19 protein-coding genes, 1 pseudogene and 1 riboswitch are annotated in these 18,961 nt (G+C 71.4%); of the genes and pseudogenes, 10 read left to right on the forward strand and 10 right to left on the reverse strand.

All coding sequences use genetic code 11. The features are described 5' to 3' along the window. Positions 1–48 precede the first annotated feature (48 nt). A complete protein-coding gene (locus Air01nite_RS13155; protein ID WP_203702362.1) occupies positions 49–1,155 on the reverse strand; it encodes an AI-2E family transporter in 1,107 nt (368 codons plus the stop codon). 195 nt (positions 1,156–1,350) lie between these two features. Here Air01nite_RS13155 and Air01nite_RS13160 point away from each other — a divergent pair, with 195 nt between their 5' ends. Then, entirely contained in the window at positions 1,351–1,941 is a 591-nt protein-coding gene (locus tag Air01nite_RS13160; RefSeq protein ID WP_203702363.1) for an MYXO-CTERM sorting domain-containing protein, read from the forward strand. A gap of 534 nt (positions 1,942–2,475) precedes the next feature. On the opposite strand, the gene Air01nite_RS13165 is transcribed toward Air01nite_RS13160, so the two are convergent. From Air01nite_RS13165 to Air01nite_RS13175, 3 genes and pseudogenes are all read right to left on the reverse strand, one after another. Further along, positions 2,476–2,889: a DUF1801 domain-containing protein gene (locus Air01nite_RS13165; protein ID WP_203702365.1), complete on the reverse strand. Its 414-nt coding sequence runs from the start codon at positions 2,887–2,889 to the stop codon at positions 2,476–2,478. Between the two features lie 18 nt (positions 2,890–2,907). Beyond that, positions 2,908–3,027: pseudogene (locus Air01nite_RS13170) on the reverse strand (DUF779 domain-containing protein); the annotation flags it as partial. A 50-nt stretch (positions 3,028–3,077) separates the two neighbouring features. Further along, on the reverse strand, positions 3,078–3,587 hold the full coding sequence (locus Air01nite_RS13175; protein WP_203702366.1) for a MarR family transcriptional regulator: 510 nt from the start codon (positions 3,585–3,587) through the stop codon (positions 3,078–3,080). Positions 3,588–3,676: 89 nt separating this feature from the next. On the opposite strand from Air01nite_RS13175, the gene Air01nite_RS13180 reads away from it, so the two are divergent. From Air01nite_RS13180 to Air01nite_RS13200, 5 genes are all read left to right on the forward strand, one after another. Then, positions 3,677–4,654 carry a hypothetical protein gene (locus tag Air01nite_RS13180; RefSeq protein WP_203702368.1) on the forward strand — a complete coding sequence of 326 codons (978 nt, stop codon included), beginning with the start codon at positions 3,677–3,679 and terminating at the stop codon, positions 4,652–4,654. Positions 4,655–4,744: 90 nt separating this feature from the next. Beyond that, entirely contained in the window at positions 4,745–4,897 is a 153-nt protein-coding gene (locus Air01nite_RS13185; RefSeq protein WP_203702369.1) for a hypothetical protein, read from the forward strand. A 135-nt stretch (positions 4,898–5,032) separates the two neighbouring features. Beyond that, a riboswitch (cobalamin riboswitch) is annotated at positions 5,033–5,241 on the forward strand. A gap of 122 nt (positions 5,242–5,363) precedes the next feature. Continuing rightward, positions 5,364–7,709: a ribonucleoside-diphosphate reductase subunit alpha gene (locus Air01nite_RS13190; protein ID WP_203702376.1), complete on the forward strand. Its 2,346-nt coding sequence runs from the start codon at positions 5,364–5,366 to the stop codon at positions 7,707–7,709. A 17-nt stretch (positions 7,710–7,726) separates the two neighbouring features. Further along, positions 7,727–8,704, forward strand: a complete 978-nt coding sequence (locus Air01nite_RS13195) for a ribonucleotide-diphosphate reductase subunit beta (protein WP_239090695.1) — start codon at positions 7,727–7,729, stop codon at positions 8,702–8,704. 48 nt (positions 8,705–8,752) lie between these two features. Further along, positions 8,753–9,850: a hypothetical protein gene (locus Air01nite_RS13200; RefSeq protein ID WP_203702378.1), complete on the forward strand. Its 1,098-nt coding sequence runs from the start codon at positions 8,753–8,755 to the stop codon at positions 9,848–9,850. On the opposite strand, the gene Air01nite_RS13205 is transcribed toward Air01nite_RS13200, so the two are convergent. The 3 genes from Air01nite_RS13205 to Air01nite_RS13215 form a co-directional block, all read right to left on the reverse strand. Continuing rightward, a complete protein-coding gene (locus Air01nite_RS13205; RefSeq protein ID WP_203702380.1) occupies positions 9,851–10,546 on the reverse strand; it encodes a TIGR03943 family putative permease subunit in 696 nt (231 codons plus the stop codon). Further along, complete coding sequence (locus tag Air01nite_RS13210) at positions 10,543–11,541, reverse strand: permease (RefSeq protein ID WP_239090685.1); 999 nt, start codon at positions 11,539–11,541, stop codon at positions 10,543–10,545. Before Air01nite_RS13210 ends, Air01nite_RS13205 begins: the two co-directional genes overlap by 4 nt. A 68-nt stretch (positions 11,542–11,609) precedes the next feature. After that, positions 11,610–12,251: a TenA family protein gene (locus Air01nite_RS13215; RefSeq protein ID WP_203702383.1), complete on the reverse strand. Its 642-nt coding sequence runs from the start codon at positions 12,249–12,251 to the stop codon at positions 11,610–11,612. 31 nt (positions 12,252–12,282) lie between these two features. Between Air01nite_RS13215 and Air01nite_RS13220 the strand changes: the two genes are divergently transcribed. From Air01nite_RS13220 to Air01nite_RS13230, 3 genes are read left to right on the forward strand one after another with little or no spacing between them, the layout of a single operon-like run. After that, positions 12,283–12,759 carry an HIT family protein gene (locus Air01nite_RS13220; RefSeq protein WP_203702384.1) on the forward strand — a complete coding sequence of 159 codons (477 nt, stop codon included), beginning with the start codon at positions 12,283–12,285 and terminating at the stop codon, positions 12,757–12,759. A gap of 4 nt (positions 12,760–12,763) precedes the next feature. Then, on the forward strand, positions 12,764–13,264 hold the full coding sequence (locus tag Air01nite_RS13225) for a DUF6985 domain-containing protein (RefSeq protein ID WP_203702385.1): 501 nt from the start codon (positions 12,764–12,766) through the stop codon (positions 13,262–13,264). 47 nt (positions 13,265–13,311) lie between these two features. Then, positions 13,312–13,572 carry a hypothetical protein gene (locus Air01nite_RS13230; RefSeq protein WP_203702386.1) on the forward strand — a complete coding sequence of 87 codons (261 nt, stop codon included), beginning with the start codon at positions 13,312–13,314 and terminating at the stop codon, positions 13,570–13,572. Between the two features lie 101 nt (positions 13,573–13,673). On the opposite strand, the gene Air01nite_RS13235 is transcribed toward Air01nite_RS13230, so the two are convergent. The 3 genes from Air01nite_RS13235 to Air01nite_RS13245 form a co-directional block, all read right to left on the reverse strand. After that, a complete protein-coding gene (locus Air01nite_RS13235; RefSeq protein WP_203702387.1) occupies positions 13,674–14,855 on the reverse strand; it encodes a Cmx/CmrA family chloramphenicol efflux MFS transporter in 1,182 nt (393 codons plus the stop codon). A gap of 246 nt (positions 14,856–15,101) precedes the next feature. Beyond that, positions 15,102–16,532, reverse strand: coding sequence for an SGNH/GDSL hydrolase family protein (locus tag Air01nite_RS13240; protein WP_239090686.1), 1,431 nt, complete (start codon positions 16,530–16,532; stop codon positions 15,102–15,104). Between the two features lie 83 nt (positions 16,533–16,615). Next, positions 16,616–18,004: a DEAD/DEAH box helicase gene (locus tag Air01nite_RS13245; protein ID WP_203702389.1), complete on the reverse strand. Its 1,389-nt coding sequence runs from the start codon at positions 18,002–18,004 to the stop codon at positions 16,616–16,618. Positions 18,005–18,217: 213 nt separating this feature from the next. On the opposite strand from Air01nite_RS13245, the gene Air01nite_RS13250 reads away from it, so the two are divergent. After that, on the forward strand, positions 18,218–18,952 hold the full coding sequence (locus Air01nite_RS13250; RefSeq protein WP_203702390.1) for a DivIVA domain-containing protein: 735 nt from the start codon (positions 18,218–18,220) through the stop codon (positions 18,950–18,952). Positions 18,953–18,961 lie beyond the last annotated feature (9 nt).

The following is an 18,961-nucleotide window of genomic DNA, read 5'->3' on the forward strand; positions in this document are numbered from 1 at the left end:
GGCGCTGTCCGTGGATCATATAGACGCAGGCGTGTCTGCGGGCTCAGGTCATTCGCGCCACGGGCTTTGGGGGCGGCGGCGATGGCGTAGCCAGCGGCGGCGGGGGCGGCGTGGTGGGTGGTTCGCGCGCCAGCGGACCTCGCCGCGGATGTTGCCGCTGCCCGCCAGGAACAGGTCGATCCAGCGCGTGCCTGGCGTGGCGTCCACCAGCAACGCGCGGGCCAACAGCGTCAGGGGGACCGCGAGCACCGCACCCACCCCGCCCAGGATGAAGGTCCAGAAGATCAGCGACAGGAACGTCACCGTCACCGACAGGTTGACGGTGTCGCCCACGATCTTCGGTTGGACGATCGACTGCAGGACGAAGTTGATCACGCTGTAGACGACGATCACCACGACCGCCAGGCCGACGCCGCCCTCCAACAGGGCGAGCACCGCTGGTGGGGCCAGGCCGATGACGAAGCCGATGTTCGGGATGTAGTTCGTGACGAACGCCAGCACCGCCCAGATGACCACCAGGGGAATGCCCAGGATCCACAGTGCGATGCCGTCGAAGATGGCTACCACCAGGCCGAAGATCGTGGAGACCACCAGGTAGCGGCGGGTGCCCGAGACGAACTGGCGCAGTGCCTTGGTCAGGCCCGGGCGGATCAGGTCCACGCGCGCCATCCGGCTCGGGTAGCCGCCCGTCTCCACCGCCATGAACAGCAGCAGGGTGATCAGGAAGACGGTGTTGGTCAGCAGGTTGAGCACCGCGCCGGCGACCCTCGAGGCGATGTTGGCCAACGTGCTCGGGTCGAGGCGGGTGACCAACTGCTGCGCGTTGCCGGCTTCGACGCCCTGGTCCTGCAGCCACTGCTGCACGCTGTCGACGATGTCGCTGACCCGGTCCGAGTAGCGCGGCGCGATCCCCGCCAACTGGACGCCGGCCGCGACCAGCGACGCCACGCCGGCGGCCAGGATGCCGTACAACGCGAGGATCAACACCGTGGTGGCCAGCCAGCCCGGCATCCAGCGGGCCAGCATCGTGCGGATCGGGCTCAGCGTGACGACGAGGATCAGCGCCAGCAGGATCGGACCGAGCAGCTCGCCGGCCGCGCGCATCCCGGCGATCACCACGACCAGCGCCGCGGTGACGAACAGGGCACGCGTCACTCCCGCGGTGCCGCGCCGATCGTCCCCGCCGGTCCGCACAGTTCATCTCATCACGTACCACCATTTTAGGGCACAAATCGCGAATGACGTACGGATGGGAACCTGCCGATAACGAACATGAAGATCTGTCCAACATGGTTACCTGACAGCGGATTCATGAGCTTTACCCGCACAGCGACCAGTTGGGGTGATCTTGTGACGATATCCGTGCTCGCCCGCCTCGGCGGAGCTGCCGTCGTGGCGGCCGTGATCGGTCTTGGCGCCGCGCCGGCCTCGGCCTCCGGGGTGACGATCCACATCGACCAGGCGGACGTCGGCCAGACCGCCGCCGCGTTCCCCGTGCACCAGTGCGACCCGAACCTCGGCGGCGGCCCGTTCGCCGGCGAGGACGTCTGGGTCTTCGCCCTGCCACGCCCCCAGGAGCAGGGCGAGTTCCGCTCCGTGACGATCGAGTTCGCCACCGAGGGCGGCCCGGTCACCGAGACAATCACTACGACACCGGCGGCCGACCGCGCGATCGTCGGCGACCGCGCCTGGATCCGCACGTCCGCGGGCCTGTCACCGTCGGGCGAGCTGGTCAACCCGTTCTCGATCATCAACGCCACCGCGGTGATCACCGGCGCCGACGGCACCTTCGACCTGGCACAAACCTGCCCGGCCGGCCTGCCCGTCACGGGCCCGGAGGTAGCCGGCCAGTCCGTGACCAGGGTCGCCGGCCTCGGCGGCGCGATGACCCTCGCGGGCCTGCTCCTGGTCGCCCTCCAACGACGACGCCGCACCGCCTGACCGGCGAAAGCGCCGGGCACCAGCAACGGGTGCCCGGCGCTTGGGGGTGCCTCGCGGGTCAGGGCGGCGGGACGGGCCTTGGGATTGTCGCCGTCCGCGGGTCGCTAACGATCGACAGAACCGGTCGTTGAAGCTGGACGAGTACGAGCCTCGCACCTGTGGGACGGCGTACGTAAGGGGGTGGGCCACCGGCGCCGGCCGCCCCACCGGGCCATGATCATGTGGGACTCATCAGGAAGCTCCTGGGCCGCACCGCTGATCGTGTGCACCAGGTCTGGTCGACACGCCGTGCGGGAACACGACCAGCCGCACACGATCACGCCGCAGGGCGTCCAACCGTGGCGACCAGCCGCACCTGATCACGCGCGGGTGTCTCGGGATCCCGGTCGCCAGCGTCCGATCACGAACCGGCCGTTGCAAAACGGTTTCCCGGTTCTGGCACACCCGACCAGGCGAACACCGCGCGCGATGCGCAACCCCCAGATCCCCGGCGGCTCAACCAACAGCGACCATCGACCGCCTGGATGAGATCGCCTAGGCGGTGTCCACCCCGCGATGCACCCGCACCGTACGCTCGATCAACTCCCGCAGCGCGGCCTCGTCCACGTCGGCGAGCCGGTTGAGATACAGACATCCCTTGCCGGTCTTGAACGTCCCGAGCCGGGCCACCGTCCGCGGATAGCGCTCCTCGTAGCCACCGACCAGATAGACGACCAGGCTGGTCTTGCGCGGCGAGAAACCCACCAGCGGCGCGTCACCTTCCCGCCCGCTCTCGTACCGGTAGTGGTAGTTGCCGAACCCCACGATGCTGGCGCCGAACATCCGCGCCGGCTCCCCGCTGATCTCACCCATGATCGCGAGGAGCCGGTACGCGTCGGCCCGGCGCCGCTCGTCGGCCACGGCGTCGAGGAACGGCTCGACGGCCGCGTTGGTCGATTGCGTGGACATGCCGCCCATCGTCCCAGGTCAGTCGAGAACCGCCAGCTCCTCCGGGGTCAGGAGCCGGGAACGGATCAGGAAGCGCACGCCTTCCGGGGCTTCGAGCGAGAAACCACTGCCGCGCCCGGGTACGACGTCGACCGTCACGGCGCCGGCGCCGCCCCACGCGGATGTTGGTTTCTGCGAGGGCGGGGCGGCTACTCGATGTCTTCGAGAAAGCGCAGCGCCGCTTCGGCGTTCTCCAGGCGCCAGCTCAGCAGGACGCGGCCGAAGCCGGTCGACGCCGCGCGCTGGTGGTCCAGGGCGGCGTGCACGTCGGTGAGCACCGCGCGCTGTGCCGACGCCAGCGGGCCGAGGCTCAGGCCGCGGCGCATCCGGAGGGCGATCTTGACGAGCAGCTCCGAGCGCATGTCGCGGACGTGGGTGACCGGGCGGTCGAGCCAGCCGGCGGCGGCTGCGGCGCCGTCGGCGGTGGTGGCCACGATGGACCGTCGGGGTCCGCGGGCACCGGCCTCCGTCGACTCCACCGTCACCAGGTCGAGTTCGATCAGCCGGTCGATCGAGCGGTAGACCAGCGGCCGGGGGATCTGCCACACCCGGCCGATCTCGGCACCCTCGGCGGTCAGCGCCGCGACTGCGAACCCGTGGGTGGGCGCCTCGTCGACGAGCGCCAGCACGATCCACGTACCAAGAGGCAGGTCGACCACGGCCGACAGCCTAAAACCTCGGGCGGCTTCCGGGCGGGCGATCCTGCCGGTAGTCTCATTGTGACTACCGAACGGATGGTGGTGGGGCGATGCGACCTCTCGGGAGACTCGCGGACGGCACGCCCTGTTACGCGCCGGTGGGCCGGATGGTCGCTGACGGCGACCGGGTCTGCTGCCACCTCTGCGGGCGCTTCTTCCTGTCGGTGGCCAGCCACATCCGGGTGCACGGCTGGGTCAAGACCGACTACGTCGCCGCGTTCGGGCTGGAGTTGGGCAACCCGTTGACGGGCGAGGCCACCCGCAAGCGGCGCGCGGCCGCGTTCACCGCCCGGTTCGCGGCCGAGCCGGCGATCCAGCACGCGCACGCCCGCGCCCACGAACGCGCCCGCAGCGGCGCGCTGACCGCCGCGGCCGCCGACGCCGCCCGGGGCCGGCCGCATCCGCCCGAGCGCCGCGCCAAGACCCTGCGCACGCTGGCCGGCATCAGCCGCGTGGCGCGGGCCGACGGCAGCCGGCGCGCCGCGGCGGACCGGATGGCCGTGTTGGCGGCGGCGGTCGCGGCCGGGTTCGGGTTCGCGGACTTCCCGGGGTACGTCGCGGACCGGCTCGACCGGGGCCTGAGCATGGCGGCGATCAGCCGCGAGGCCGGCCTCCACAAGGACTGGGTGTCCCGGCGGCTGCGCGGCGTGGCACCGGGCGTCGTGCCACCGTCGCGTTCGGACAGTCGCCTGCGGCCGGCCGCGCTGCGCCTGGGGTTCGCCGACACCGCGAGCTATCTACGCGCCCGGCACGTCGACGAGCACCGTACGGTCGCGGCCATCGCCCGTGAGGCCGGTGTGTCACCGCCGACCGTGCGGGCGGCGTTGGGCGAGCACGGGTTGCGCGCGGTCGCGCACGCCACCAAACGCCACCTCGCGCAGGCGCGCGGCGCGGCGGTCGCCCAGGCGTTCGGCTATCCGACCCTGACCGCCTACATCGCGGCCCGCCGCGGTGCCGGCGCCACCTGGCGCGGCCTGGCCGCCGAGTCCGGCCTGCCGGAGACCACGCTGCGCCGCCACGCCGCCTGACGGCAAGAACGCGTCAGGAATCCCGGCCGCGCGGTCAAGGACACGTCAAGACGCTTGGTGCGGGCGCTGCGACGCGCCGAGCCTTGTGGCGTGGACGCCTGGTCGAGTCGCCGCGAGATCATCCGCCGCAGCCGGGCGCACGGTGCCCGTCGCTCGGACGTGGTTGCCGCGTCCGTGGTCGTCGCCCTGCGGCTGGGTCTGCTGCTCGCGTTCGCCGCCGTCGCCGGCCTGCTGATGCGCTGAGGGGCCGCGACCCTACCGGTCGCGGTGCGCCGCGTCGGCCGCGCCGCGCCGGTGCGCAAGGTGACGTTCGGCATACACCTACCCCGACACGCCGACACCACATCTGGTGTTGCGCGATCCAGGGGGCACCCATATATGGTGTCTCACGCAGCTGGTTCGGCCGAGCCCCACAAGGGACGGTCGAGGCAAGAGGGAACCCGGTGCGAGTCCGGGACTGCCCCGCAGCGGTGAGTGGGAACGACCGCCGTCAAGCAAGCACTGGGCCCGGGCCCGGGAAGCGACGGCCAGTAGGAACGAGCACGACGCCCGCGAGTCCGAAGACCTGCCAGCGCGCCGCACGCCGCTCGGCGTGCGGCGGTCGAAGGCCGCGCGGGACGGCCGATGCCAGCACCGGGCCGCGCCGTCGCGGGCCGGCGGCGTCCGCCCGCGTGTCCGACGACCTTCCGAAGCGTGCGGAGGGGGACCGATGACGGTCACGCAGGAGAAGACCGTGCCGGAGCAGCGGCGGCACGTGATGCAGGTCCGCAAGCGCAACGGCGACCTGGAGCCGGTCGACGTCAACAAGATCGTCAAGGCGGTCGAGCGGTGGGTCGGCGACCTCGACGAGGTCGACCCGCTGCGGGTGGCGACCCGGACGATCACCGGCCTCTACGACGGCGCGACCACCGCCGAGCTCGACAAGCTGTCGATCCAGACCGCCGCCGAGCTGACCGGCGAGGAACCGCAGTACTCGCGGCTGGCCGCGCGCCTGCTCGCCGCGTACGTCGACAAGGAGGTCCGCGGCCAGGGCGTCGCGACCTTCAGCCAGTCGATCCGGTACGCGCACCAACTCGGGCTGATCGGCGACGAGACCGCCGCGTTCGTGGCCCGCAACGCCCGCAAGCTCGACGACGCCGTCGACCTGAGGAACGACCAGAAGTTCGAGTACTTCGGCCTGCGTACCGTGGCGGACCGTTATCTCCTCAAACACCCCGAGACCCGCCTGGTGGTCGAGACGCCGCAGTACTGGCTGCTGCGGGTGGCCTGCGGCCTGTCGACGAACCCGGGCGAGGCGATCGGCTTCTACCGGCTGATGTCGAGCCTGGCCTACCTGCCCAGCTCGCCGACGCTGTTCAACTCCGGCACCAGGCACACGCAGATGTCGTCGTGCTTCCTGGTCGACTCGCCGCGCGACGAGCTCGACTCGATCTACGAGCGGTACCACCAGGTCGCGAAGCTGTCGAAGTTCTCCGGCGGGATCGGCATCTCCTGGTCCCGGATCAGGGGCCGGGGCGCGCTGATCCGCGGCACCAACGGCAGGTCCAACGGCATCGTCCCGTTCCTGCGTACGCTCGACGCCGGTGTGGCCGCGGTCAACCAGGGCGGCCGGCGCAAGGGCGCCGCGTGCGTCTACCTGGAGCCGTGGCACCCGGACGTCGAGGAGTTCCTCGAGCTACGCGACAACACCGGCGAGGAGTCGCGGCGCACGCACAACCTCAACCTCGCCAACTGGATCCCCGACGAGTTCATGCGCCGCGTCGAGGCCGACGGCGACTGGTCGCTGATCGACCCGTCCGACGCGCCCGAGCTGCCGGACCTGCACGGCGAGGCGTTCGACGAGGCCTACCGCGCCGCGGAGAAGAAGGCCGTGAAGACGGTCAAGGCCCGCGACCTGTACGCGCGGATGATGCGCACCCTCGCGCAGACCGGCAACGGCTGGATGACGTTCAAGGACCGGTCGAACGCACTGTCCAACCAGGTCGGTGCGCCCGGCAACACCATCCACCTGTCGAACCTGTGCACCGAGATCCTCGAGGTCAACTCCGACGACGAGACCGCCGTCTGCAACCTCGGCTCGGTCAACCTGGCCGCGCACGTCACCGCCGACGGGATCGACTGGGACAAGCTGCGCGCCACCGTGCGCACCGCGGTGGTGTTCCTGGACCGGGTCATCGACATCAACTACTACCCGTCGGCGCAGGCGGCGGCGTCGAACCCCCGCTGGCGGCCGGTCGGGCTCGGGCTGATGGGCCTGCAGGACGTGTTCTTCGCGCGGCGGCTGGCGTTCGACTCGGACGAGGCCCGCGAGCTGTCGACCCGGATCCAGGAGGAGATCCTGCTGACGGCGCTGGAGACCTCGGCGGGTCTCGCGGCGGAGTTCGGTGCGCATCCGGCGTTCGCGGAGACGCGGGCCGCGGGTGGGGCGCTGCACCCGGACCTGTGGGGTGCCACGCCGACCCAGACGGACCGTTGGGCCTCGTTGCGGCAACGGGTTGCGGAGCACGGGTTGCGCAACTCGCTGCTCGTCGCGATCGCGCCGACGGCCACGATCGCGTCGATCGCCGGCTGCTACGAGTGCATCGAGCCGCAGGTGTCCAACCTGTTCAAGCGCGAGACCATGTCCGGCGAGTTCCTGCAGATCAACACCTATCTGGTACGCGAGCTGAAGGTGCGCGGGCTCTGGACCGCCGAGACCCGGGAGCGGATCAAGCGGGCCGAGGGTTCGGTGCAGGACATCGCGTCGTTGCCGGCGCAGGTGCGCGAGGTGTTCCGCACCGCGTGGGAGTTGCCGCAACGGGCGCTGATCGACCTGGCGGCCGCCCGGGCGCCCTATGTGGACCAGTCGCAGTCGCTGAACCTGTTCCTGAGCGCGCCCACCATCGGCAAGCTGTCCTCGATGTACCTCTACGCCTGGAAATCCGGGCTGAAGACGACCTATTACCTGCGGTCGCGCCCCGCGACCCGGATCCAGCAGGCCACCGTGGCGATCGTCGCCCCCGACGCCGTGGCCTGCTCCCTGGAGAACCCCGAGAGCTGCGAGGCGTGCCAGTGACCCTGCTCGACCCCGGTATGGACCTGACCCTGCGACCCATGCGCTACCCGGCGTTCTTCGACCGGTTCAAGGACGCCATCAAGAACACGTGGACGGTGGAGGAGGTCGACCTGCACTCCGACCTCGCCGACCTGGCCAAACTCTCGCCCGCCGAGCGGCACCTGGTCTCGCGGCTCGTGGCGTTCTTCGCGACCGGCGACACGATCGTCGCCAACAACCTGGTGCTCAACCTCTATCAGCACGTCAACTCGCCGGAGGGGCGGCTCTACCTGTCGCGGCAGCTCTTCGAGGAGGCCGTGCACGTCCAGTTCTATCTCAACCTGCTCGACACGTACGTGCCGGACGAGCGGGAGCGGCACGACGCGTTCGCGGCCGTGGAGAACATCCCGTCGATCGCCCGCAAGGCCGAGTTCTGTTTCAAGTGGATCGACTCGATCTTCTCGCTGCGGGAGTTGCGTACCCGGGAGGACCGTCGGGCCTTCCTGCTCAACCTGATCTGCTTCGCGGCCTGCATCGAGGGGCTGTTCTTCTACGGCGCGTTCGCGTACGTGTACTTCCTGCGCTCCCGCGGGCTGCTGCACGGCCTCGCCTCGGGCACCAACTGGGTGTTCCGCGACGAGTCGATGCACATGGCGTTCGCGTTCGACGTGGTCGAGACGGTCCGGCGCGAGGAGCCGGACCTGTTCGACGACGAGCTGACGGCGGCCGTCACCGAGATGCTCGCCGAGGCGGTGGAATGCGAGGTGGGGTTCGCTGAGGACCTGCTGGAGCAGGGCATCAGCGGACTGTCGCTCTCGGACATGCGTGCCTATCTGGAGCATGTGGCCGACCGGCGGCTGGCCACGCTCGGGCTGCCGCCTGTCTATGGCAGCAGGAACCCGTTCGCGTTCATGGAGCTGCAGGATGTGCAGGAGCTGTCGAACTTCTTCGAGCGCCGGGTCTCGGCGTACCAGGTCGGCGTCACGGGCACGGTCAGCTTCGACGACGACTTCTAAGGGGTGACGTGCCGGCGGCGGGCGGCAGTTGTCCGATAGCCTGCGGGCGTGCTCGATGGCCGCCGTGAGGTGCGGTGGACCGGGCTGGTCGCCGCCCTGGTGGCCGGCGCCTGGTTGTTGTCTCTGCCGCCGGCCGCGGTCGACGAGGCCCGGCCGGCCGCACGCGGCTTCGCGTCGGCGTGGCCGGAGGCGATCCGGGGCACGGTGTCCGGTTCGTTGCCGGACGGCGCCGAATACACGCCGGGCCTGTTCCTCGACGCCGGCTCGTCGGTCGGCCAGGCCGTGACCGCGGACGGCGCGTCCGTCCGGCTGGTCTCCGTGAGCGTGGGCGGCGTCCGGGAGCTGCGGCGGTTGCCGGCGGTGTCGGCGCCGCAGTACTTCGGGTTCGTGGCCGGCGGCGGCGGTCGGGTGGCGTGGGCCGAGTCGGTGGAAGACGCGGCCGGGAAGCGCACGACGGCGATGTGGGTCGGCGGCGGGGACGGGCCCGCGCGGCGCCTGGTGGCCGACGCCGGTGACGTGAAGCAGACCGACTCCGCGCACGACCTGACCATCGTGGACGGGCGACTGCACTGGACGGCGGTGGGTCCGGGCGAGCCGTCCTCGACTCAGTTGCGGTCGGTGTCGCTGGGCGGTGGCGACGAACGTGTCGAGAGCGTGGCCGGGTCGTGGTCGCCGGTGGGCTGGCCGTGGCTGCTCGACGACACCGACGCCGTCGGCGGCGGCCGGGTGCTGTTGATGGACCGGTTGACGGGGTCTCGGCGAGAGTTCACCGCCGGCCCGGCCGACTTCCCGGCCTGCGGTGCCACCTGGTGCCGGGCGATCGTCCTGTCCGACGGTGCCAGCGACGGTGTCGACCTGGTGCGGGTCGACGGCACGCAGCGGCGCCGCGTCGCCGGGCCGGACGTGGGGTTCCCGGTGACGGACGTCGCCGTACTCGACCGGTTCGAGCTCCTGACCTCGCTGGACCCGGCGACCCGGGCGGCGCAGGGCCGGCCGCTGTCGGTCTACGACCTCACCCGGGACCAGACGGTGAGCGTGGCGGCGGACGCGGTCAGCGTGGTGTCGCGCGGCGGCTGGCTCTGGTGGTCCAGCGGCTTCGAGAACCGCCTGTCCTGGTCCGCCGTGGACCTGCGGACCCTGTCGTAGCTACTGGTACTGGTTGCGGGGTGCTTCGATCGGGGTCCAGGTGTGGACGTCGACGTACGGGATGCGCTCGCCGTTGACCGGGTCCGTGCCCGCCTTGGCCGTGTAGCCGCCGGTGACCTCGATCCACGTGTCGGCGGGCAGGTCGACCGGGGCGTTGCCGGTCATGCCGAGCTTGATGGGCCGGCCGTCGGCCGCGCAGCACGACAGGATCATCCGGGCCAGCATCGGTTCGCCATCGGGGCCCGGGATGACGAAGCCCGACATCCGCACCGTGCGGCCGCCGATCGAGGTGCCGTTGTCGTGGACCGCGCGGGACGCGTACTCCAAAATGCTGATCTTGGCAGGATCTCCGGGTGGCAGCGGCGGGTAGTCCGAGATCGCCTGGCTCGACAGGGCGGTGCCGGCCTGTCCGGCGGCGAACGCGCCGAGCGCCGGCGGTGCGACCAGCAGCAGGCCGAGGACCGGCAGGACGAGGAGCCAACCGACGGCCGGGCCGTGCTCGTGGCTGCTCTGCTTCTGTTGGCGCAGGTCGTGCACGAAGGTGAACACGGCGGTGACGACCAGCACCGCGCCGGCGGCGATCAGGAACGGTTGCAGCCCTTCCTTGACGTAGCGCAGGTAGACGTCGGTCAGGCTGGCCTTGAGGACGGCGCCGCCGAGCAGCAGCAGGACGACGCCTTGCGCCTGCCGGTTCACAGGACCACCGCCGCCACGCCGACGGCGACGAGGACCGCCACGATGAACGTCGCCGGTGAGAAGCGTGCCGCGAACCGCCGGCCGAAGACGCCGGCCTGCATCGAGACGAGCTTGAGGTCGACCATCGGGCCGACGACCAGGAACGCCAGCCGGGCGGTCAGCGAGAACTGCGACAGCGAGGCCGCGACGAAGGCGTCGGCTTCGGAACAGATCGACAGGAGTACGGCGAGCAGGGCCAGCGCGAGCACCGACAGCACCGGCTTGTCGGCGAGGGTGAGCAGCCAGCGTTCCGGCACGACGACGTTGATGGTGGCCGCGGCCATCGCGCCCAGCACGAGGAAGCCGCCCGCGTGGACGACGTCGTGGCGGACGGCGGCCCAGAACGCGACGAGCTTGGTGGCGCCGTCGTCGTGGCGGTGGGGGAGCCGGATCCACTCTGTCTTGCCGAGACGCAACCACAGCCAACCCATGATCATGGCGACGATCAGGCTGGCGACGCCGCGGCCCAGCACCATCTCCGGGTTGGCGGGGAAGGCGACCGCGGTCGCGGTGAGCACGATCGGGTTGATGGAGGGCGCGGCGAGCAGGAACGCGAGAGCCGCGGCGGGCGTCACGCCGCGGCGGATCAGCGATCCCGCGATCGGCACCGCGCCGCATTCGCAGCCGGGCAGCACGACGCCGGCGGCCGAGGCGACCGGGACGGCCAGCGCCGGGTGCCGAGGCAGGGCCCGCGCCCAGAAGCTGGCGGGCACGAAGACGGCGATGACCGCGGAGAGCACGACGCCGAAGACCAGGAACGGCACGGCCTGCACCATGACCGAGACGAACACGGTGGTCCAGGTCTGCAGGCGCGGGCTGGAGATGGCCGCGGAGACGGGGCCGCGGAAGACGACCAGCAGCACGAGCACGACGGCGAGGACCTCGACGGAACCGATCCGCCGGGTTCTGGTGGGGCTCGTCTGGCCATCGTGGACGGCCTCGGTCTGCGGACTCACCTGCGTCCTTTGCTCGGAGCGACTCCGCCGCGAAACGGTAGTCGTTTCCATTTAGGGACGCAAGAAGGTTAGCCGGCCGTGGTCGGTTGGCCCGCGCGGTAGGCGGACTCGAAGAAGGCCACCTCGAGGCGCATCGCGCGGCGGTAGACGGTGGCGGTGCGGTCGTCGCCGGGGCGGGCGTACCTGTCGAGCAGGTTCTCCAGCCGGGCGGCCAGGGCGTCGAAGCCGGGTTCGGCGTAGGTGCGGATCCAGTCGGCGTACCGGTCGGCGTGCGCCTCGGCGGCCAGCGACTGGCCGAGGTGGGCGTAGAGCCGCATGCAGGGCGTCAGCGCCGCGCAGAGGTGGCCGAGATCGCCGAGGGCGGCGGTCGCGAGCAGGAAGTCGGTGTAGGCCAGCGTCGCCGGCAACGGCTCGACGCGGGCAAGATCGATGCCCAGCTTCGTCGCGTACGCCTCGTGCAGGCGCAGTTCCTCGCGGAGCCCGGCGAGCAGGTCGGCGAAGGCGTCCAGGCCCTGCCGGTCGGGGCTGTGCGCGACGCCGAGGGCGTAGCCGCGGGCGAACGACTCGAGGTAGAAGGCGTCCTGCGCGACGTAGCCGGCGAACGTCGCCTCCTCCAGCGTCCCGTCGGCGAGCCCGCGGACGAACGGATGCGTGCGGGCGGCTTCGGCGAGGTCGGCGTTGTCCTGCCAGAGCGTGCGTGCGACGGTCACGCCGGCAAACGTATCTCGCTAGGGTGTCCGCATGATCGACTGGCGCACGGACCGGATCGGCTCGGCGTTGCGGGGCGAGAACCCGACGGTGCTCGCCCGCCTGGAGTCGGGCTTCGCGGTGATCGGCGACACGCAGTTCCTGCCCGGCTATTGCGTGCTCCTGCCCGACGACCCGGCGATCGACCGCCTGCTGGACCTGCCCCGCCCGCGCCGGCTGGCCTTCCTGGCCGACATGGACCTGCTCGGCGAGGCCATCGCGGCGGTCTGCGCGCGCCGCGACCCGGCGTTCCGGCGGATGAACTACGCGATCCTCGGCAACACCGACGCGTTCCTGCACGCTCACCTGCACCCCCGATACGACTGGGAGCCGGCGGAGTTCATCGGCGTCCCGGCCTGGCACCGCCCGGCCGAGGTCCGCGACGCTCCCGAAGCCCTCCTCGGCCCGCACCACGACGACCTGCGGGCTGAGCTGACCACCGAAATCGGCCGGCTCGCGGGAGTAGGGTGACGCGATGCGGATCCCCGGTCTCGGCGAGGTCGTCGAGGACGTCGAGTCCGAGTGGTACGTCAGCGCGCCGATGCCGGTGGCGGTGCTGGGCGGCGTCGAGTGCCGGTTCGTCGTCGACGGGTACGACGACGACGCCCGGCAGGGGGACTTCCACGCGGCGATCCGCGCCTTCCTGGCGCTCGACGAGTCGGCACTGCAGGCAGCCGCGCCGCACGTCTACGCGTACTACCGCGACGTCGCCGACGCGGACATCGAGATCCAGGGCCCGGAACAGGTCTTCGACCACGTGCGGCTCGGCACCGAACCGACGGTGAGCCGGGACTCCCAGGGAAGTCAGCGGGTCTGCGTCTCGATCGAGAGCGAGTGTGCCTGGGAACCCGAGCACGGCCTGCAGATCGTGTTCCGCGACGGCGTGAAGGTGACCAAGGTCGGCCCGTACGACGGCCACCTCAGCAACCCGTCCGCGTACGTCTACCACAACTCGGGCGAGTCGACGATTCGGTGACACTCCGTGGCGGTAGCCTTACTCAGCCGATCACGGGGGAGTTCACAGTGGCCACTTACCTGATCACGCACGAGGTCGACGACGTCGAGGCGTGGAAGGCATCGCCCAAGCGCGAAGAGGTCTTCGGGCCCATAGGCATCACGGTGCGCGCGTTCTGGGACCCCGAGGGCTCGAACCGCGTCGGGCTGATCGCCGAGATCCCCGACATGAAGGCGTTCCAGGCGTTCATGCGCAGCGACGAGGCAAAGGCCGCGATGAACCACGACGGCGTGCGGCCCGAGACCCTGCTGGTGCTCCGCCAGGCTTAGCCCCCTTGTGGGCCCGACCTCGCCATTTCCGGAGGGCGGGTTCGGAGTCGTTCCATGAGCCGCCGCCGTCCCTCGACATTCAACGGAGCGTTCGCGCGGGGTCATCGAACCGCCTGGCCAACGCGGGGTGCGATGAATCGCCCGAGCGGCAGCGCGATGAGCAGTGCGACCGTAACCAGGAGGCCGCTGACCCAGACCGGGCCAAGGTCGCCGGCATCGGCCCCGAGGGTCGCTGCGGCAACGACGGGTCCGCCAGCGGCACCGATGTTGAGCGCCGCGGTCGCATACGACCCTCCCATGGTGGGGGCGCCTGCTGCCGCGTAGAGCACCCTGGCGATCAGGGTGCTGCCCAACGCGAAGGAAAGCGTGCCCTGCGCGAACACGAGGAGCAGAAGCGCCACCGGCTGGGCAGCCAGGGTCGCCAACGCGACCCACCCGAGCAACAGCAACGGGCCACCGACTGCGATCACGATGCCGGGACGCTGATCGGAGAGCCGTCCCGCGAGGGTGACGCCGAGGAAGGACCCAACACCAAAGAGCACCAGCACGACCGAGACCCACAGCTCGCCCATGCCGGCGGTGTCGGTCACGATCGGTGCCAGGAACGTGAACGTGGCGAACGTGGCAGCGTTGACCAGGGCACCGAGCAGCATGACCAGGACCAGTCTGGGCATCGCGAGCTGGGCGATCTCGCTCCGAAGAGACGAACCAGCCGGAGTGTCCCGAGGGGCCTTTCCGACACGGGCCGGGATGCCCTTGATGACACCGAAGGCAGCGGGAAGGCAGAGCAGTGCGATCGCCCAGAAGGTTGCCCGCCAGCTGAGCACCGTGCCGAGGATCGCGCCACCGGGAACTCCAGCAACGGTGGCCACCGTCGTACCCGAGAGCAGCACCGCCAGCGCGCGCCCTTTCTGGTCTGCTGCGACGAGCGTGGCCGCCGTGCTCAGTGCCACAGCAAGGAAGCCCGCGTTGGCCAGGGCGGCGATCACCCGGGTGATAAGCAGAACCGCGAAACTCGTCGTGAGCGCGCCTGCGACGTGGGCCGCGGCAAAGACCAGCACGAAGCACAACAGGCTGGCCCGGACGGGCCACCAGCGCGCAAGCGCCGCCATCAGCGGCGCGCCGACGATCATCCCGAGAGCAAACGCCGAGGTCAGAAGCCCGGCGGCCCCGACCGACACGTCGAGGCTGGCGGCGATGTCCGGCACCAAGCCGGCGAGCATGAACTCCGAGGTGCCCATGGCGAAGACCGCCACGGCAAGCAGGTGCAGCGCAAGAGGCATCAAGAACTCCGAGGTGAGAGAGAACGAGGAGACGTCTCGTCACCGCGGCCAGCGCCCAAGGGTGCGCGCACATGCCCACGCAGCGAAGGCTGCTGGGAAGCGGGCTATGAACTCAGTGGTTCAGGGGGCTGACGGCGTGACCGAAAGCCCCCACCTTGGATGCCTCAGGGCTCGACATGGCGCAGACACTACTCAAACCCACCGGTCACCACGCAACCGGATTCCACCCAGGACGTGCCTGACAGCTCAGTTCGCGGCGAGGGCCTGGGCGACCGCCGAGGCCATTCGCACGATGCCGACCGCGGTCGGGTGGAACGGTGCCGGATCCGACAGGTGTTGCAGGTCCGGGCCCAGCGGCGAGCCGGTGGCGCACAGCGGCGTCAGGCGGGGCTCGGCGACCGCGAAACCGTACTTGTCGGCACCGGCGCGGAGCACCTCGTTGAACCGGCGGTTCATGTCGATCAGCATGCGCAGTTCGTCGGATGAGAGCCCGGAGGCGCCGGCCGGGCCGCGGGTGTCCGGGCAGTCCGCGTCCGGCGCGAAGACGTCGTACGAGGCCGACACGACCACCCGCGGCCGCGTCGGCAGGTCGGCGAGGTCGCGCAGCAGATCGCCGTAGTCGCGGTCGAAGGCCGCCAACCGGTAGCCGAACTCGCCCTGCGTCAGGTTGTCCTCGCAGGAGTCGACGCCGTAGCAGTAGCGCAGGAAGTCCGTCCAGTAGAGGTCGTTCGGGCCGATCACGACGACCACGTACCGCACGCCCTCGACCTGTTTGAGCAGGCCCACCTGCGGTGGCAGCACCCGGTCGCCGAGGGTCTGCGCGCCGAGCAGGCCCGCGGCGATCGAGGCGCCGGTGCAGGCCAGGTTGACCGCGGGCGCACCCGTGAGCTGCCCGACCTCCGCGGCGAGCGAGTCGGTGCTGCGCGCGCAGGCGCGGTCGTCGGCGGACGCGTCGGGTGCGGTCGGGCCGCCGAACCGGGCGGCGCGGGAGTCACCGATCACCACTCCGGCGTAGCCGTGCACCTTCGGCCCGACCGGCGAGGGCGAGAACCGGTGGGTGCCGACGAGGTCCGAAAGGGATTTGACCTGTCGCAGGCCGTGCGCGGCGCCGTCGTAGGCGAGGACTCCGGCGGCGGCCCAGGCGGTCAACGTGACCGTCAGCGCCGCGGTGGCCATGCCGCGCAGCCGGCCGGCCGTGTGCCGCCAGACGTGGGCGACGGCGCCCGGCTCCGTGCGGCTGAGCCGGCGCACCGTGCGGACCATCGCCGCGCAGCCGGCCACCCCGATCGCCGCCGCGGTGAGGCCGATCAGGATGACCGTGGCCGATGCGTACCAGCGGACGAAGCCGATGCCGATCGTGGTCGCGGCGGCGGACCGGGTCTTCGCGCCTGTTTCGGGGGACAGCGCGCTGGCCGCGGCGTCCCGGTCGACGGGGCCGATGCTCAGGCGCGGGCGCAACGGCCCGTACACCCGCAACGCGGGGACGTCCAGCGCGGTGTTGCCGATCTGCACGACCTGCGCCGGCCCGGAGAGGCTGAGGCTCGGCTGCCGAGCGCCGATTGACAGGTGCTGACCGGCGACCGTCAACTCGACGTCCGGCGTGAGCGTCACGGCCAGCGGCAGCCCGACCAGCAGGCACCACAGGACGACCAGCACCGTCGACAGCGAGCGGGCCACGCCACCGATCATCGCAACGGTGCGGGCATGCCCGACCGGACCCGCAACGGTGTCGCCCGTTCGGGTGGACGCAGCCTTGCGAGCTATCGGGACCTTCGGGACCTGCCGACTCGGCTACCCGCGGAGAACTCGGCCGCACCGGAGGACCGACGTGCCGTCGGCGTAGCCGCGTGCCGGCCACCACCGCCGGCGCGCGACACGGCCTGACCGCGCGGGACGGTCGCGGACGCGTGGGGGCCGCCGCGGCGGGTCGCCCGCTTCTGTTCTCCGGCCGGTGGTGGTGCGACCAGCGTGCGCGGGCCCGGCGCGATCTCGCCGAGAAGCGGGTGCCCGGGTCGCAGCCGCGTGGTGGTCGGTGCGATGCCGGCCTGGCGGGCAAGATGGCGGACCCCGTCGACCTGGTCGCCGGTCATCAGCGTGACGACGGTGCCGGTCGCGCCGGCCCGGGCGGTGCGGCCCGACCGGTGCAGGTACGCCTTGAACTCCGCCGGCGGGTCGGCGTGCACGACCAGCGCGACGTCGTCGACGTGGATGCCGCGGGCCGCGATGTCGGTCGCGACGAGGGTGGTCGCACTGCCCTCGGCGAACGCCGTCAGGTTGCGGCTGCGGGCGCCCTGGGCCAGGTCGCCGTGCAGTTCGGTGGCCGGCACGCCCGCCTCGACCAACTGCCGGGTGAGCAGCCGCGCCCGCCGCTTCGTGCGGGCGAAGACCAGCGTGCGGCCGGGGGCGGCGGCCAACTCGACCAGGACGGCCAGCCGGTCCTGGCGCTCGATGTGCAGCATGTGGTGCGGCACGCTGATCGGCGCCGCGGCGGTGTCGACGCTGTGGGTGACCGGGTTGGTGAGGTATCGCCGGACGAGGACGTCGACACCGGCGTCGAGGGTTGCGGAGAAGAGCAGCCGCTGGCCCCGCCGCGGTGTCTGGTCCAGCAGCTTGCGTACGGCCGGCAGGAAGCCGAGGTCGGCCATGTGGTCGGCCTCGTCGAGCACGGTCACCTCGACGGCGCCGAGGTTGGCGTGACCGTTCTGGAGGTGGTCGAGGAGGCGACCCGGGCAGGCGATGAGCACGTCGACTCCCGCGCGGAGGCCGGCGACCTGTGGGCCGGCGGAGACCCCGCCGAAGACCGTCAGCGTGCGCAGCGACAGGGCCGCGGCCAGGGGTGAGATGGACGCCTCGATCTGGGCGGCGAGCTCACGGGTCGGTGCGAGGATCAACGCCCGCGGCCGCCCCGGACGGCGTGGTGCGGGATGGGCCGCCAGCCGGGCGAGCAGGGGCAATCCGAACGCGTAGGTCTTGCCGGAACCGGTGCGTCCGCGGCCGAGGACGTCGCGCCCGGCGAGTGCGTCGGGCAGCGTGGCGGCCTGGATGGGGAACGGGGTGGTGACGCCGCGTGCGGCAAGCGCCGAGACCAACGGGTCCGGCAGGCCGAGCGAGGCGAAGGTGGGGGTGTTCCGCGGGCGGCGGACCGCCATGAATTCTCCGAACGTGGAAGGGCGAACTGCCCGGCGCTGGCCGGCGGCCGTGCGCTTTGGGGGTGGCCGGCGTCGATCGCGGCCGGGGGCAGAACCGTGAAACCGTGATCCCAGCGTACCTGAGCGGCGCGGATGGGGCCCCGGAGTGCCCGCGCGCGACGGCGCGCGCACCAAGATTCGGAAGAACTCTGGCGCATCGGCCCGCGGAGGTCCATGGTTGTCACGGCGACGACGCGCGGGACCGGTTCCGACGTGAGCCGTACCCGAGGAGGAGTCCCGATGCCGTTAACTCCGGCCGACGTACACAATGTCGCCTTCAACAAACCGTCGATCGGCAAACGCGGCTATGACCAGGAAGAGGTCGATGCCTTCCTGGACCAGCTCGAACAGGACCTAGTCCGCCTGATCGAGGAGAACAACGACCTGCGCGGTGCGGTCGCGCGCGACGGCGGATCGGACTGGCAGGGCCACGACCCGCGACTGGCGGGTGCGGTCGAGGAGATGAGCGCGCGGCTGGAGCGCGTCCTGCGCGACAAGGCAGCCGCGGAGCAGGTGGCCCGTGCGGTGCGGGCCGAGTTGGAGCAGGCGCGCACCGGTGGCGGCAGAGCGACCGCCGGTGACCGCGAGCACGCGACGCGGGTGCTCACCATGGCCGAGCTCACGGCCGACAGCCACCTTGTCGAAGCTCGGCGGGAAGCGCAGGATCTGCTGTCCGACGCCCGCTCGACGGCGCAACGGATCGCCGACGAGGCGGTCGCCGCGGCCGAGGCCATGGAGCGGAGCGCGCGTGAACGCTACGAGACGGCGATGAGCGAGTTGGCCGCCGGCCGCGCCGCCACGCTGCAGCAGATCGAGGAGCTCGAGGCTCTGCGCAGTGAGTACCGCGTGCGGCTGCGGGCGCACGTGGAAGGTCAGATGCGCGACCTGGGTGCGCCCGGGCGGGCATGAGGTGAGCTG

The organism is Asanoa iriomotensis (assembly GCF_016862515.1).
In the GTDB taxonomy this organism is placed as follows: Bacteria; Actinomycetota; Actinomycetes; order Mycobacteriales; family Micromonosporaceae; genus Asanoa; species Asanoa iriomotensis.